Below are 13,202 nucleotides of genomic sequence, written 5' to 3'. Positions count from 1 at the left end.
GGACCGGCACGGCAGACCGGCCGACCCGCCGCGAGCGGGTCGGCACAGCAGCGGAGGTGGACGGTGCGGGTGGTGTCGTTGGTGCCGTCGCTGACCGAGGCGGTGGCCGTGACCCGCCCGGAGGTGCTCGTCGGGGCGACGGACTGGTGCACCCACCCGGCCGACCTGGACGTCCCCCGGGTCGGCGGGAGCAAGTATCCCGACCTGGAACGGGTGCTCGACCTGCGGCCGGACCTGGTGCTGCTCAACGTGGAGGAGAACCGGCGCGAGGACGCCGAGGCCCTCACCGCCGCCGGGGTCCCGGTCCGGGTCACCTATCCGCGTACGGTGCCGCAGGCGCTGACCGAACTGGCCGACCTGCTCGCCGCGCTCGGCGTACCCGGGGAACCGGGGTGGTTGGTAGCGGCCCGGCGGGCCTGGTCCGCGCTGCCCGCTGCCGACCCGGCGGTCGCCCGTCGGGCGGTGGTCCCGGTCTGGCGACGGCCGTGGGTGGTGCTCGGCTCCGACACCTTCGCCGGTGACGTGCTGCACCGGCTCGGGGTGACCAACCTCTACGCCGCCGACCCCGACCGCTACCCCCGGCCCGACCTGGCGGATCTGCGGGGACGACGACCCGACCTGGTGGTCCTGCCCGACGAGCCGTACCTGTTCACCGCGGACGACGGCCCGGAGGCCTTCCCCGGTGTCCCCTGCGCGCTGGTCAGCGGCAGGCACCTCACCTGGTACGGGCCGTCGCTGGCGCAGGCCCCGGCCGTGCTCGCCGACCAGCTCGCCCGGCCGGTGACCAGCCCCTGAAGCACCGGGTCGCGCCGCCGGTGCGGCGAACCGGCCCCTGCGCGTCGGGTCAGCGCACCGGGTCGGGTGCCGGAGCCTGGTCGTCGAGGTCGTAGGAGATCTCGTTGACCACGCGGACCACCCCGCTGATCCGGGTGGTGAGCCGACCTGCCACCTCGACGTCGGTGCGCTGGTCGAGCCGACCGGTCAACGTGACGGCCCCGTCGCGCACCTGGACCGAGACCAGCCCGTCGCGGACCGCGAGCACGCGACGCAGGACCTCCTGGATCACGTCCATACGGATCTCGGTGTCGCTGCGCAGGTGCACCCGGAGCAGGTCGCTGCGGGTGACGATGCCGACCAACCGGCCCAGGTCGTCGAGGACGGGCAGGCGTTTGACCTGTTCCCGGGCCATCGTTCGGGCGGCGGCGGGCAGCGGGGCGTCCGCGTGGGTGGTCACCGCCGGTGCGGTCATCAGGTCCCGGGCGAGCAGCGCGTCGGCCTTCTCCCGGGCGTCCCGGTCGCGGCGGCCGACGAAGATCCGCCGTTGCTGCGGGTGCCCCGAGTGTTCGATCTTGTGCAGCAGATCCGCCTCGGAGACCACCCCGAGCACCCGACGGTCCGCGTCCACCACCGGGACCGCGCTGATCCCGTGGCGCAGCACCGCGTCGACGACCTGCCGGTACGGGGTCTCCCCCGCCACCGACACGACGTCACCCGTCATCACGTCACCCACCTGCCAGGCACGCATCAGTTCCTCCTGCCCTCGTCGGGGCCGACGCTACGGACGCCGCCCCGGTCGTCGGCAGAGGCACCCGGCCCGGTGCCGCAGGGGTCGAAGGTCCCGGTCGGGACGGGCCCGGTCGGCCCTGCCCGGGACCGCCGGACCGGCGTCCAATGGGAACCGCCACCGCCGAGGTGCGGTGGCCGGCACAGGAGAGGACGTGGAGACCATGACCGCCACCACCGAGCGGACCACCGCCACCACCGGCACCGGGCGGGGCGCAGCCGAGGCGGCCGGAGGCGAGCGGCCCGGAGCGCGGGCCGCGCGGTTCGTCTTCGCCGCAATCCGACTGGCCCTGGGCTGGACGTTCCTCTGGGCCTTCCTGGACAAGACCTTCGGTCTCGGGTTCGCCACCCCGGCGGAGAACGCCTGGGTGAACGGCGGCAGCCCGACCCAGGGCTTCCTCGCCTTCGGCGCCACCGGCCCCTTCGCCGGGCTCTACCAGGGCATCGCCGGAGCCACCTGGGCGGACTGGCTGTTCATGGCCGGCCTGGCCGGGATCGGAACGGCGCTGATGCTCGGCATCGGGATGCGGGTCGCGGCGGTCGCCGGGGGGCTGCTCTACGTGATGATGTGGACCGTCGTCCTGCCCCCGGAGACCAACCCCTTCATGGACGAGCACCTGATCCACGCCGCCCTCCTCGCCGGGCTGGCCCTGGTCGGCGCGGGCGACACCCTCGGCCTCGGCCGGTTCTGGGCCGGTCTCCCCCTGGTGCGGCGGCTGCCCTGGCTGCGATGAACGGCACCGGTTCCCTCCCCCGCGACGGTGGGCGTCACCCCAGGTGACGCCCACCGTCCGTGGTCGTGACGGGTACCGGGGGAGATCAGCGGATCGCGATCCGGCAGGATCGACTGTGACGGCAACGATCTATCGAGCAGGAGGCCACACATGGACAAGCCCGAGGTAGGCCCGATCGAGGGTGCGCCCCCGGCCGACCTGGTGATCGAGGACATCACCGTCGGTGAGGGAGCGGAGGCGCGTGCCGGTCAGACGGCGCGGGTGCACTACGTCGGGGTCGCCCACTCCACCGGCGCCGAGTTCGACGCCTCGTGGAACCGGGGACAGCCGTTCGAGTTCCCGCTGGGAGGCGGCCGGGTCATCGCCGGCTGGGACCAGGGTGTCGTCGGCATGCGGGTCGGCGGCCGGCGGCGACTGACCATCCCGGCGCACCTGGGCTACGGCAACCAGGGTGCCGGCGGCGTGATCAAGCCGGGCGAGACGCTGGTCTTCGTGGTCGACCTGCTCGACGTACGCTGATCGACGCGGATCCGGCCTCGGGGTGGCCCCGCCACGGCGGTGGCCACCCCGAGGCCGGTCTGGCCGCCGGAACGGGGCCGACCGGCGGGTGCCCGGGACGCCGAAGGCCCCACGCACCGCACGGTGGCGGCCCCCGCTCCCCCGTCAGGCGGCCAGCAGAGCGCCGCCCCCCGTCGGCGTCGCACCCGACTGGACCCGCATCACCCGGTGCAGCCCGGTGGCCCGCAGCACCCGCGCCACCACCGGATCCGGATCGACGAGGACCAGCTCACCGCCCCTGGCCCGGATCCGCAGGTGCGCGGCGACCAGCGCCCGCACCCCGGTGGCGGCGAGCAGTCGCACGCCGGACAGGTCCAGCCACAGCACCGGCCGGGCCGGAGCAGCCCAGAGCGCCCCACGCAGCTGTCCCACGGTGGCGATGTCGACCTCACCGACCGCCCACATGTTCACCGCGTGCTCGTCGACGGCGATCCGCACGTCGAACCGCTCACTGCCCTCTGCCATGTTCCGAACCTACCGCCGGACTGCGACAGTTCCACCCCTCCGCCGACCGAATCCGGGTCCGCCCAGGGTAAGACCCTGACCTGCACCCTCTCATCCCCAGGGATGACACCGGTCTCGATCCGGGTCAGGGGGCACGCCGCAGCGGGGACCCCACCCCGCCGCCGACCTCAGCCGCCGCTGCCCGACGGTGCCGGAGCCGGGGACCCGCCCCCGAGCCGGCCCTGCCCCTGCGAGCCGCCCGGGGCACCCAGACCCGCCGGCACCGGCAGGGCGCTGCCCTTGACGTACTCGTCCCAGGTGACGTTCCAGGCCGTCCAGCCGTTGCCGGGCTGGAGCTGGACCTCGGTGCCCTTGACCTCGATCAGGTCACCGACCTGGGTCACCCCCATCAGCCAGTCCGCAGCGCTCGACGACACGTTGGCGCAGCCGTGGGAGACGTTGGTGTTGCCCTGGTCCCCCTCGGACCAGGGAGCGGCGTGGATGAACTCGCCACCCCAGGTGTAGCGCTGGGCGTCCTCGACGTCGACGACGTACCCGCCGTCGGGCTCCCCCCGGGTGTCGAAGGTGGTGTACTCGTGCTTCTCCATGATCACCATCTTGCCGCTGGAGCTGGGGGTGCTCGGCTTGCCGAGGCTCACCGGGATCCGGCGGACCAGCTTGCCGTCGCGGAACACCGACATCTGCTTGGTGGCGTTGTCGACCTCCAACGAGACCTGCCGGCCGATCGTCGACGTGGCGGTACGGTCGGCGTCCCCCACCTTCTCCTTGCCGATCGGCAGGCCCTCCAGGGCGGACCGGACACTGATCGTGGTGCCGGGACGCCAGAAGTCCGGTGCCCGGTAGTAGACCTGACTGCCGTCGGGGATCCAGGACCAGACGCCGGGCTGCGGCGGGTTCGTCCGGACGAACAGTCGCCGTTGCACGTCGGCGCGGTCCTTCTCGGCGATCGGCGGGTCGAATGCCACAGTCACCGGCATCGCCGTGCCGTACGTCCGGTCACCGGCGAAATACAGCACACTCGTCACCGCCGGACGGGTCGATTCCGCCATTGTGGTGAACGTCGTCCGGCGGGTACTGGTCCGGCCGGAGTCACCGGTCGCCGTCACCTCGGCGGTGTACTTCCGTCTGGGCTCCAACGGTTTCGTGGGTACCCAGGTGGAGCCGTCCTCCCGGGGCTCGGCGGCGACCTGCCCACCCCGGTCGTCGGTGATCTTGACGGCGGTGATCCGGCCGTCGGTGACGGTGGCTCCCACCTCGGCGCTGATCGGGATGTCCCGCGCCCGGTCCGCCGGTGTCACACTCGTCACCTCCGGCGGGTTCGCCCGCTGTTCGGCCCGTTCGACGGACTTCCTCTCCGTGGTGCATCCGGCAACCGCCGTCGGTGCCACCACGATCGCCACCGTCAGCAGTCCCAACCGCCGCTTCAATCGCATAGCGTCCCCCCGTTTCCGCTGCTCACCTGGACATTGTCACCAGGTGCGGGGTAACGCCGCCGAACTTTTGTCACATTCACCTACGACGATCACCGGCGACAATTATCCGGTTTCGTCCTGCGGGGGCGGGGAGGGTCCCGACGACTCCTTTGGCGAGCCGACGGGGCGGCGATACGTCCCGGTGCCCACTCGTCCGATCCCACCCGGTGCCCGGCACGGTTCCCGGTGCGGGGCGGGGACGCGAGCCGCCCGCGTGCAGGGCGGACACGCGAGCCGCCCGGGTGCGGGGCGGACGGCCGACGGCGACGGTGGGGCGAGAGGTCAGGACCAGTCCTGGTCGACGTGGTTGCGGTCCCAGCGGCCACCCACCGGAGGGGTGTCGAGACGGGTAGCGGCCTCGGCGTTGCCACCGAGATCGTTGTCCTCGACCCGGCACCCCACACAACTGCCCCGATCGGTGATCCACAGACCGTGACTCTGGGTGCGTACCTCGTGGTTGTCCCAGATCCGGTTGCCCCGGACGGTGGCCTGGTCGACAGCGGCGTTGACGGTGATCCCGGCCCGGGTCGTCGGCGCGGCGGGCAGCTCGTAGCGGGTGCCCGGCGACGGGGTGTCCCCGCTCCACGCCGAGTTCGCCCCCGGCCGGACCGGGGCCAGGGTCAGCTCCGTGCCGGTGTTGGCGGCCACCACGGCGATCCGCTCCCCCACCCGCAGCACCTTGCCCCGGTGACCGTCGTGCGGCCAGTCCGCCCTCCGGTCCACCACGTACCTGTCGCTGTAGCGGACCGACTCGCCACCGCCTTCGGCGGCACCCGCACACTGCCTGCCGTTGTTACGGATCCGGTTGTCCACGATCATGGCGTCCGACATCGGCTGGTCGACCCGGATGGCGTCCAACCCGTTGCCCCAGAAGTCGTTGCCTTCGATCACCACCTCGCCGGCCGGCCCCCGGAAACCCGTACCGTGGCTGAGGTTGTGCTGGTGGAAGCCGTACGCCCCGTTGTCGGTGATCCGGTTCCCGCGCACCGTGTACGGCCCGGGGGTGTTCCCCACGCTCACCCCGTCGCGGATGTTGCCGTCGATGACGCAGTCGGTGACCAACCCGCCCCGACCGGCGACCCCGGAGGTCCCCTCGGCGGAGACGTCGAACCCGGCCTCCAGGTTGCCGATCATCGTGCAGGCGGTGACGATCAGCCCGTCGGCACCCCAGTCGGAGATCCCGAACCGGTTGCCCTGACTGTGACAGCCGATGATCCGGTACCCACGGGGCGGGACCCAGGTGTCCTTCTGCAACTCCAGGAAGATCCCGTTCGTGCCGTTGCCGACGGTGGTGCAGTTGGCGATGGTCAACCGCTCGATGTCCCCCCACCCGCCGATCCCGACACCGATGCCCGCGCCCCCCATCTCCTCGCCGTCGTCCAACCGGCCGCACCCGACCACCACCACCGAATCGATCACGCTGTCCTGGAGGAAGTCGCAGCCCAACCCGGTGGCGGCGGTGTGGTGGATGTAGAGGTTGCGGAACTGCCCCCGCACCACGTACTGCAACCCCAACCCCTTGGCCAGGTAGCTGTACTCGGCCATCGCCACCCCCGAGCCGTCGATCTCGAAGTCGGCGAAGGTGCAGTCGGCGATGTGCCGGTCCCGGTCGGCCCCGTGCTGCACAGTCGTCCAGAAGGCCAGCGGGGTGGGCTCGGCCCGGTTGCCCTCGTTGCTCAGCAGGAAACGGGTCGCCCCGGGACCGGCACCGATCAGCGACACCCCGCTGCGCCAGATGGTCCCCGCGTCCCGGATCGAATAGATCCCCGGAGGACAGTAGATGATCCGGGCCCGGCCGTCGGCGACGTATCCGTCCCCGAGCCGGTCCACCAGGGCGGCGAGCGCCGGCTGGTCGTTGGTCACCCCGTCACCCTCGAGGCCGAACTCCTGCGCGTCGCAGTACAGGGGCGCCCCGGCCACCGCCGACCGGCGCTCCCGTACCGCCGGAGGAAGACCCTGGAACGGCATCGGCGTACCCCTCCCGAGAGCGCACGGCCACCCCGGGCCGCCACGACCGCCGTCGGCCGCCCCGCTGGGTTCCCCGCCCCCGCCGCCGGAAACCGGCCGACGGCGGCACCGACGCCCACCGGCCCCGCCCACCGGCCCCGACCTGCGGCACGACGGTCGGGGCCGGGATCGGGGTCGATCAGGTGGCGGCGATCAGTCGGGCCGGTTGCTCGACACAGTCGGCGACGTGCCGCAGGAACCCCCCGGCCACGCCCCCGTCGCAGACCCGGTGGTCGAAGGTGAGACTGAGCTGGGTGACCTTGCGGACCGCCAGCTGCCCGTCGACCACCCAGGGCTTGTCCACGATCCGCCCGACGCCGAGCAGCGCCGCCTCCGGATGGTTGATGATCGGGGTGGACCCGTCCACCCCGAACACCCCGTAGTTGTTGAGGGTGAAGGTCCCGCCGGTCAGCCGGGCGGGGGGCAGGGTCCCGGCCCGGGCGGCGGCGGTGGTCGCCGACAACTCGGCGGCGAGTTCCGTCGTGGTCAACCGGTGGGCGTCGCGCAGCACCGGGACGACCAGCCCCCGATCGGTCTGGGTGGCGATCCCCAGGTGCACCCCGGCGAACTGGACGATCCGCTGGTTCGCCGTGTCGACCTGCGAGTTGAGCTGCGGGAAACGGCGCAGCCCGGACAGGCAGATCCGGGCCAGGAGCGCCAGGAGACCCACCGGCCGGTCCGGCTGGGCCTCGTTGATCGCCGCCCGGGTCGCCAGGAGCCCGGTGGCGTCCACGTCGACCCAGATGGTCACCTCGGGGATCTCCCGCCGGCTGCGGGACAGCTTGTCGGCGATCACCCGCCGGATCCCGGTCAACGGCACGACCACGTCGGCGTCGCCGACAGGGGGCGCCGCCGGAGCGTCGGCGGTCGAGGGGGTGACGGCCGGGGCCTCGGTGGCCGGGGTCGACCCGACGGAGGCCACCGCCTCCACGTCGGCCCGGCGGATCACCCCACCCGGGCCGGTGCCGGTGACGGTTCTCAGGTCGACGCCGCCGTCGCGGGCCAACCGACGCACGATCGGCGAGATGACCAGGACGCCACCCGGCCCGGGCGGCGGCCCGGCGATCCCGGCACCGGGAACCGGAGGCGGAGTCGTCACCCCGGGCACCGCCGGGGACGACGGCGCCCCCGGCTGCGACGGTTCGGCGACGACGGCGAGCCCGGCCCGGCGGCGACGACGGCCCGCGCCCCCGTGCCCGGTGCCGTACCCGATCAGGACGTTCCCGGAACCGGCCCGCTCCTCCTCCCGGTAGACGGCGTGCCCGGCCGGCTCCGCCCCGGCCTCGCCGGAGGCGGCGACGGTGATCAGGGGCTGGCCCACCGGACGGACCTCACCGGCCGCGCCGTGCAGGGCGACCACCCGCCCGGCGTACGGGCAGGGCACGTCGACGACCGCCTTGGCCGTCTCCACCTCGACCACGCTCTGGTCCACGGCCACCGTGTCCCCCACGGCGACCAGCCACTGCACGATCTCGGCCTCGGCCAGCCCCTCACCGAGGTCCGGCAACACGAACACCTGCTCGCTCATGCCGCCACCTCGCTGCGCTCCGCGTCGGCACGAGTACCCACGACGACGACTCGCTCGCGTTGCTCGCTCATGCCACCACCTCGCTGCGCTCCGCGTCGGCACGAGTACCCACGACGACGACTCGCTCGCGTTGCTCGCTCATGAGTTCACCACCCACCGGGGGTCGGGGCGGTCGTCGAACTGGAGGCGGGCCACCGTGTCGAGGACCCGGTCGACCGACGGCAGGTGGGTGTGCTCCAGCATCGGTGCCGGGTACGGGATGTCCAGCCCACTGACCCGCAGCACCGGGGCGTGCAGGGCGTGGAAACAGCGTTCCTGGACCCGGGCGGCGATCTCCGCCCCGACCCCGGCGAACCCCTGGGCCTCGGTGACCACCACGGCCCGACCGGTCCGGCGTACCGAGGCGGTGACCGTGACGTCGTCGAACGGCACGATGCTGCGTACGTCCACCACCTCCAGGTCCCAGCCCTCCTCCCGGGCCGCCTCGGCGGACTCCAGGGCGACCGGCACCGACGGCCCGTACGCGATCAGGGTGGCGTCGCGGCCCGGACGGCGGACCACCGCCCGGCCGATCGGCTCGGTGCGTACCGGCAGCTGCGCCTCCCCGCTGGAGAAGTAGAGCTTCTTCGGCTCCAGGAACACCACCGGATCCGGGTCGTCGATCGCGGCCCGCAACAGCGAGTACGCGTCGACGACGGTGGCCGGGGTGACGACCTTCAACCCGGGGGTGTGCGCGTAGTACGCCTCGGAGGAGTCGCAGTGGTGCTCCACCCCGCCGATCCCTCCCGCGTACGGGACCCGGATCACCATGGGTACGCTCAGCGCCCCCCTGGTCCGGTTGCGCAGCTTCGCCACGTGCGAGGCGATCTGCTCGAAGGCCGGGTAGCCGAACGCGTCGAACTGCATCTCGACCACCGGGCGCAGCCCGGACATGGCCAGCCCGACGGCGAACCCGACGATGCCGGCCTCGGCGAGCGGGGTGTCGAAGCACCGCTTGTCACCGAACCGGGCCTGGAGGCCGTCGGTGATCCGGAAGACCCCGCCGAGCTGACCGACGTCCTCGCCGAAGACGAGCACCCGGTCGTCGTCGGCCATCGCGTCGGCGAGCGCCCTGTTGAGGGCCTTCGCCATGGTGGTGGTCGCGGTCATCGCCGCCCCTCCTGCCCGGCCCGGTCGGCCTCGGCCGCGGCCAACTCCGCGCGGACCTGTTCGCGCTGCTCGACCAGTTGCGGGGTCGGCTCGGCGTAGACGTGGTCGAACAGGCTCAACGGGTCCACGGTGGGGGTGGCGTTCATCCGCTCCCGCAGCCCGGCCGCGTACTCCTCGGCCTCCTGGGCGATCGCCGCGACCCCGGCGTCGTCGAGCGCGTCGACGGAGCGCAGGTACGCCTCCAGCCGCACGACCGGGTCCCGGTCCCGCCACTGCTCGACCTCGGCCCCGTCCCGGTAGCGGGTGGCGTCGTCGGCGTTGGTGTGCGCCTCCATCCGGTAGGTGTGCGCCTCCACCAGGTACGGGCCGTGCCCGGCACGGGCGTGGGCGACCGCCCGGGTGAGCACGGCGAGCACGGCGGCCGGATCGTTGCCGTCGACCTGCTCGCTGGGTACGCCGTACCCGATTCCCTTGTACGCCAACGACGGGGCGGCGGTCTGCCGGGACAGCGGGACGCTGATCGCGTACTTGTTGTTCTGCACCAGGTAGACCACTGGGGCCTTGAAGACGGCGGCGAAGTTGACGCCCTCGTGGAAGTCACCCTCGCTGGTCGCGCCGTCGCCGATGTAGACGAAGGCGACGGTGTCGCGGCCCTGGAGGGTCTCGCCGTGGGCGACCCCGGCGGCGTGGACGCACTGGGTGGCCAACGGGGTGCACTGGGGGGCGGTGCGGCGGGCGGCCGGGTCGTACCCGCAGTGCCAGTCGCCGCGCAGCAGGGTGAGCACCTCGACGGGGTCGAGTCCCCGGGCGACCAGGGCCATCGACTCCCGGTAGGTGGGGAAGACCCAGTCGGTGTCCCGCAGCGCCAGGGTGGGGGCGACCTGGCAGGCCTCCTGCCCCCGGGCGGACGGGTAGACGGCGAGCCGCCCCTGCTTGGTCAGGGCGGTGGCCTGGGAGTCGAAGCGTCGCCCCACCACCATCCGTCGGTACAGCTCGCGGAGGGTCTCGGGTTCGGGGATGACGTGGTCGGTCGGGCTCGCCGCCGGGGTTCCGGCGGGGTCGAGCAGGCGGACCGGTTCGGCGGTGGGAAGCAGGGCGGCGGCCGGGTCGGCGGCCGTCTTCTTCGCCGGGCGACGGCTGCGTGGGGATGCCCTGCGGGCCGCCTGGGGGGTGGTCGTCACGGCGGGGACCTCCTGGACGTGTGGTGGGCCTATGCTCCTGCCGTTGGATGATTGACTCAAGATCCGTGGCCAAGGCGGGACGTTTGGCACCCTGAGGGGGTTCTGATGGGCCAGGAGACCACCGGCACCGGCACCGGGGACGGCGACGCAGGACGTTCGGCCGGGCCCCTCGACGAGGTGGACCGACGGATCCTGGCCGAACTGAGCCGGGACGGACGGATGTCGGTGCGTACCCTCGCCGAACGGGTCCACGTCTCCCGCACCAACGCGTACGCCCGGCTGGAACGGCTGCTGCGCGATCGGGTGGTCACCGGATTCCACGCCCGGGTCGTACCGGAGCGGGCCGGGCTGGGCACCTCGGCGTACGTCGGGCTGACGATCGAGCAGAACACCTGGCGGGAGGTGTCGGCGGAGCTGGCCCGGGTCCGCTACATCGAGCACGCCGCGCTGATCGGGGGCGACCACGACGTCCTGGCCCTGGTCCGGGCACCCGACAACGCGGCCCTGCGGGACGTGGTGCTCAACCGGGTGCAGAGCATCGCCGGGGTCCTGTCCACCCGGACCTGGCTGGTCTTCGAGGAGTTCGTCGGCGAGTCGGGCCCCTGGGACTGACCGGGCCGGGTGGGGTGGTCAGTGGGTCGGGTGGGTGGTCGGTAGGCCTGTGGGGTGGTCAGTGGGTCGGCGGGGTCTGCAGGCCGATCCGGTCGGCCAGCTCCAACAGCCGCTCCAACGAGTGGCGCGGGCCGTCGAGCGCGGCGTGCGGGTCACCGACCCGGGCGAACCGTTGCACCACCGTCGGCACGTCGAAGTCCTCCGGCCGGGCGTCGTCCAGCTCGTCCCAGGTCAACGGCGTCGAGACCAGTGCGGCGGGGGTGGGCCGGATCGAGTACGCCGAGGCCATGGTGTGGTCGCGGGCCATCTGGTTGTAGTCGACGAAGACCGGACGGTCCCGCTGCTGCCGCCACCAGGTGGTGGTCACCAGGTCGGGACGGCGACGCTGCACCTCCCGGCCCAGGGCGAGCACCGCCCGCCGACAGTCACCGAAGCTCCACCGTGGCTCTATCGAGCAGTAGACGTGCAGGCCCCGCCCACCGGTGGTCTTCGGCCACCCGGTCAGACCCGTCTCCGTCAGGACCTCCCGGACCTCGTGGGCGACCGGGACGACCTGGTCGAACCCGACCCCGGGCTGCGGATCGAGGTCGATGCGCAGCTGGTCGGGACGTTCCACGTCGGCCGCCGAGACCGGCCACGGATGGAACCGCAGGGTCCCCAGGTTGACCGCCCAGATCACCACCGCCAACTCCGTCGGGGCGACCTCGTCGGCGGTACGTCCGCTGGGGAAGGCGATGTGCGCGGTGCCGACCCAGTCGGGGGCACCCGCCGGCACCCGCTTCTGGTAGAAGGCGTCGCCCCGGTTGTCCTGCCGGGTGCCGATCCGCGCCCCCGGCAGGACGCCACGCGGCCAGCGTTCCAACATGGTCGGGCGGTCCCGTACCGCCCGCAGGATGCCGTCGCCGACGGCGAGGAAGTAGCGGACCACGTCCAGCTTCGTCAGCCCACGCTCGGGGAAGTACGGCTTGTCCGGGCTGGAGACACGGACCGTCCGCTCCCCGACCCGGATCTGCTCGGCCACCGCCACAGCTGACACCGTACGACGCCGTGCCGGTCCCCCGTCGGAGTACGGCCAGGTCAGGGCTTGCGGGCCACCCCGCCGTACTGCGGGACGACCGGCTCGTCGGCCCGCCACCTGGCACACGACACCAACCCCGGGGTCACCGGGTGCAGGCCGGCGAAGAACCGGCTGATCTCGGCCCCGGTCCGGGCCCGGATCGGCGGGGCGGCGTGCTCGTTCCAGAACGCCATCGCCGCCTCGTTCGCCGCACCGCCCAGTTCGAGGGTGGGGTGGGAGAGCACCAGGTGGCTCCCGGCCGGCATCGCCCCCATCAGCCGACGCACTATCTCGAACGCCTCCTCGGTGTCCTGCACGAAGTTGAGGATGCCGAGCATCATCACCGCCACCGGCCGGTCGAGGTCCAGGGTGGCGCGGGCCCCGGAGAGGATCCGGCCGGGACGGTGGACGTCGGCGTCGAGGTAGGCGGTGGCCCCCTCGGGCGAGCTGGTCAACAGGGCCCGGGCGTGCACCAGCACCATCGGGTCGTTGTCGACGTACACCACCCGGCACTCGGGGGCGATCGCCTGGGCCAACTGGTGGGTGTTGTCGGCGGTGGGCAGGCCGGTCCCGACGTCGAGGAACTGCCGGATCCCCAGGTCACCGGCGAGGTGGCGGACCACCCGGGCGAGGAACCGGCGGTCGGCCCGGGCGACCTCCCCGATCACCGGGAACATCGAGCGGATCCGCTCCCCGACCATCCGGTCGGACTCGAAGTTGTCCTTCCCGCCGAGCCAGTAGTTCCACACCCGGGCGTTGTGCGCCACCGACGGGTCGAGACGGGAGGTCTCGGACGCACTGCGGGCGTCGACGTCACCGGGTTGCACCACGAGATCTCCTCATCTGTCGGCGTACCGGTCAATGTAACGGACCCGA

Annotated in this window: 13 protein-coding genes; 4 read left to right on the top strand and 9 right to left on the bottom strand. The window is 72.8% G+C overall.

The features are described 5' to 3' along the window. The first annotated feature begins 63 nt into the window (after positions 1-63). Positions 64-795, top strand: a complete 732-nt coding sequence (locus WHN02_RS18315) for a helical backbone metal receptor (protein ID WP_434739948.1) — start codon at positions 64-66, stop codon at positions 793-795. A gap of 49 nt (positions 796-844) precedes the next feature. Here the strand turns inward: WHN02_RS18315 and WHN02_RS18310 are convergent, their stop codons facing one another. Further along, complete coding sequence (locus tag WHN02_RS18310; protein ID WP_434739947.1) at positions 845-1,525, bottom strand: CBS domain-containing protein; 681 nt, start codon at positions 1,523-1,525, stop codon at positions 845-847. Between the two features lie 193 nt (positions 1,526-1,718). Between WHN02_RS18310 and WHN02_RS18305 the strand changes: the two genes are divergently transcribed. Both WHN02_RS18305 and WHN02_RS18300 read left to right on the top strand, forming a co-directional pair. Next, complete coding sequence (locus tag WHN02_RS18305; protein WP_434739946.1) at positions 1,719-2,297, top strand: hypothetical protein; 579 nt, start codon at positions 1,719-1,721, stop codon at positions 2,295-2,297. A gap of 150 nt (positions 2,298-2,447) precedes the next feature. Continuing rightward, complete coding sequence (locus tag WHN02_RS18300; protein WP_350897970.1) at positions 2,448-2,816, top strand: FKBP-type peptidyl-prolyl cis-trans isomerase; 369 nt, start codon at positions 2,448-2,450, stop codon at positions 2,814-2,816. A gap of 144 nt (positions 2,817-2,960) precedes the next feature. Here the strand turns inward: WHN02_RS18300 and WHN02_RS18295 are convergent, their stop codons facing one another. From WHN02_RS18295 to pdhA, 6 genes are all read right to left on the bottom strand, one after another. Continuing rightward, positions 2,961-3,320, bottom strand: a complete 360-nt coding sequence (locus tag WHN02_RS18295) for an STAS domain-containing protein (protein WP_434739945.1) — start codon at positions 3,318-3,320, stop codon at positions 2,961-2,963. A 167-nt stretch (positions 3,321-3,487) separates the two neighbouring features. Further along, positions 3,488-4,753: an Ig-like domain-containing protein gene (locus WHN02_RS18290; protein ID WP_434739944.1), complete on the bottom strand. Its 1,266-nt coding sequence runs from the start codon at positions 4,751-4,753 to the stop codon at positions 3,488-3,490. 321 nt (positions 4,754-5,074) lie between these two features. After that, the gene (locus WHN02_RS18285; RefSeq protein ID WP_434739943.1) at positions 5,075-6,760 is read right to left on the bottom strand and encodes a right-handed parallel beta-helix repeat-containing protein; all 1,686 of its coding nucleotides are present in this window, start codon (positions 6,758-6,760) and stop codon (positions 5,075-5,077) included. A 178-nt stretch (positions 6,761-6,938) separates the two neighbouring features. Then, entirely contained in the window at positions 6,939-8,327 is a 1,389-nt protein-coding gene (locus tag WHN02_RS18280; protein ID WP_434739942.1) for a dihydrolipoamide acetyltransferase family protein, read from the bottom strand. A 138-nt stretch (positions 8,328-8,465) separates the two neighbouring features. After that, complete coding sequence (locus WHN02_RS18275; RefSeq protein WP_434739941.1) at positions 8,466-9,476, bottom strand: alpha-ketoacid dehydrogenase subunit beta; 1,011 nt, start codon at positions 9,474-9,476, stop codon at positions 8,466-8,468. Next, positions 9,473-10,690, bottom strand: coding sequence for a pyruvate dehydrogenase (acetyl-transferring) E1 component subunit alpha (pdhA, locus tag WHN02_RS18270; protein WP_434743997.1), 1,218 nt, complete (start codon positions 10,688-10,690; stop codon positions 9,473-9,475). The genes WHN02_RS18275 and pdhA overlap by 4 nt, the downstream gene beginning before the upstream one ends. Before the next feature lie 72 nt (positions 10,691-10,762). On the opposite strand from pdhA, the gene WHN02_RS18265 reads away from it, so the two are divergent. Beyond that, positions 10,763-11,269, top strand: a complete 507-nt coding sequence (locus WHN02_RS18265; RefSeq protein ID WP_434739940.1) for an Lrp/AsnC family transcriptional regulator — start codon at positions 10,763-10,765, stop codon at positions 11,267-11,269. Between the two features lie 58 nt (positions 11,270-11,327). Here WHN02_RS18265 and WHN02_RS18260 read toward each other — a convergent pair whose 3' ends face one another. Next, positions 11,328-12,296: a DNA polymerase domain-containing protein gene (locus WHN02_RS18260; protein ID WP_434739939.1), complete on the bottom strand. Its 969-nt coding sequence runs from the start codon at positions 12,294-12,296 to the stop codon at positions 11,328-11,330. A 50-nt stretch (positions 12,297-12,346) separates the two neighbouring features. Continuing rightward, positions 12,347-13,156 (bottom strand): SAM-dependent methyltransferase, encoded by an 810-nt coding sequence (locus tag WHN02_RS18255; RefSeq protein ID WP_434739938.1) that lies wholly within the window; start codon positions 13,154-13,156, stop codon positions 12,347-12,349. Positions 13,157-13,202 lie beyond the last annotated feature (46 nt).

It is taken from the genome of Micromonospora sp. SH-82, assembly GCF_051132485.1.
Taxonomy (GTDB): domain Bacteria; phylum Actinomycetota; class Actinomycetes; order Mycobacteriales; family Micromonosporaceae; genus Micromonospora.
This window is presented reverse-complemented; position numbering and strand designations above follow the sequence as displayed.

What these genes read in the sequence shown, in the direction of transcription:
- WHN02_RS18310 (WP_434739947.1), bottom strand. Translation starts at nt 1,525, where the DNA reads ATGCGTGCCTGGCAGGTGGGTGACGTGATGACGGGTGACGTCGTGTCG.
- WHN02_RS18300 (WP_350897970.1), top strand. Translation starts at nt 2,448, where the DNA reads ATGGACAAGCCCGAGGTAGGCCCGATCGAGGGTGCGCCCCCGGCCGAC.
- WHN02_RS18295 (WP_434739945.1), bottom strand. Translation starts at nt 3,320, where the DNA reads ATGGCAGAGGGCAGTGAGCGGTTCGACGTGCGGATCGCCGTCGACGAG.
- WHN02_RS18290 (WP_434739944.1), bottom strand. Translation starts at nt 4,753, where the DNA reads ATGCGATTGAAGCGGCGGTTGGGACTGCTGACGGTGGCGATCGTGGTG.
- WHN02_RS18285 (WP_434739943.1), bottom strand. Translation starts at nt 6,760, where the DNA reads ATGCCGTTCCAGGGTCTTCCTCCGGCGGTACGGGAGCGCCGGTCGGCG.
- WHN02_RS18280 (WP_434739942.1), bottom strand. Translation starts at nt 8,327, where the DNA reads ATGAGCGAGCAGGTGTTCGTGTTGCCGGACCTCGGTGAGGGGCTGGCC.
- WHN02_RS18275 (WP_434739941.1), bottom strand. Translation starts at nt 9,476, where the DNA reads ATGACCGCGACCACCACCATGGCGAAGGCCCTCAACAGGGCGCTCGCC.
- WHN02_RS18265 (WP_434739940.1), top strand. Translation starts at nt 10,763, where the DNA reads ATGGGCCAGGAGACCACCGGCACCGGCACCGGGGACGGCGACGCAGGA.